2 protein-coding genes are annotated in these 1,045 nt (G+C 57.5%); both read left to right on the top strand.

The window, feature by feature from the left end:
- The first annotated feature begins 136 nt into the window (after positions 1–136).
- The gene (locus RCH10_RS27680) at positions 137–652 is read left to right on the top strand and encodes a transposase (RefSeq protein ID WP_409054853.1); all 516 of its coding nucleotides are present in this window, start codon (positions 137–139) and stop codon (positions 650–652) included.
- Positions 649–1,011, top strand: coding sequence for an IS3 family transposase (locus tag RCH10_RS27675; RefSeq protein ID WP_409054852.1), 363 nt, complete (start codon positions 649–651; stop codon positions 1,009–1,011). Before RCH10_RS27680 ends, RCH10_RS27675 begins: the two co-directional genes overlap by 4 nt.
- Positions 1,012–1,045: the final 34 nt, after the last annotated feature.

Genomic DNA, 1,045 nt, shown 5'->3' with positions numbered 1-1,045 from the left:
GCACCATCCTCACGGCCCGCTCACGGACCTCGGGTGAGAACTTGTTCGACTTGTTCATGGCTCAATCCTCTCAGAGTGTTGAGCCTCCTCAAAAATGAACTGACCCCCAGAAGTTGGACAAACTTCAAAGGGTCTTATGGACAAGTACAAAACGGAGTTCAAGCTCCAGGTCGTCAATAGCTTTTTGGGCGGTGAAGGCGGCGCAAAGCTCTTGGCGCGGCGGTGGAAAGTGCCCGAGGAGAAGATCCGTACCTGGGTGAGTCGTTACCGACTGCATGGCATGGACGGGTTGCGCCCTAAACGCAGCGCCTACAGTTCGGCATTCAAGCTGCAGGTTCTGTCACATCAGGACCGTGAACGACTGTCCAGCCGTCGGGTCGCCGCCATCTATGACATCCGCAATCCGAACCAGGTTGTGGTCTGGCGACGCGATATTGCTGAGGGCGACGCGCAAGCTCTGGGGAACACCATGCCAAAGCCAGATACGAAGCCAGAACGACGCTGCTCAGAGACACCGCCCGAGGCCATCCCCGATTCGGCGGACACTCTGCGCGAAGAGAACGAGCGACTGCGCGCTGAGGTCGCGTACTTAAAAAAAGTGCACGCCTTGATCCGAGCGAAGAGATCAGTTGCGCCGACAAAGCGCGCTTGATACTCGGATTGAGGCATCACCACAAATTGGCGGACCTGCTGCGGGTAGCTGGGCTTGCGCGCAGCACTTTCTACTATCAGTGCAACGCGATCCAGCGTATCGAGCCAAGCGGCTTGGAGGCAAAGGTTCGCGCCGTTTACGGTGAACATAAAGGCCGCTACGGCTACCGAAGAATCACGGCAGCGCTGCGCAATTCGCTGGGGGTGTCCGTCAACCACAAGTGCGTCCAGCGCCTCATGAAGGAGATGGGATTGCGCGCGCTGATTCGTGCGAAGAAGCGCTCTCGGTACGTCCCTGGGTGTCGGCGCCGGTTGAACTTTGACCCACCGGGGGTGCGGACAAAAAGTTGGACTACCTGAAAGTAGTTCATGTATTCCTACGAAGATCGAATCC

The sequence above is a fragment of the Variovorax sp. GrIS 2.14 genome (assembly GCF_046115955.1).
Classification (GTDB): domain Bacteria; phylum Pseudomonadota; class Gammaproteobacteria; order Burkholderiales; family Burkholderiaceae_C; genus Variovorax.
This window is presented reverse-complemented; position numbering and strand designations above follow the sequence as displayed.

Bases quoted from the DNA above. Each gene is read 5' to 3' on its own strand.
- RCH10_RS27680 (WP_409054853.1), top strand. From the start codon at position 137: ATGGACAAGTACAAAACGGAGTTCAAGCTCCAGGTCGTCAATAGCTTT.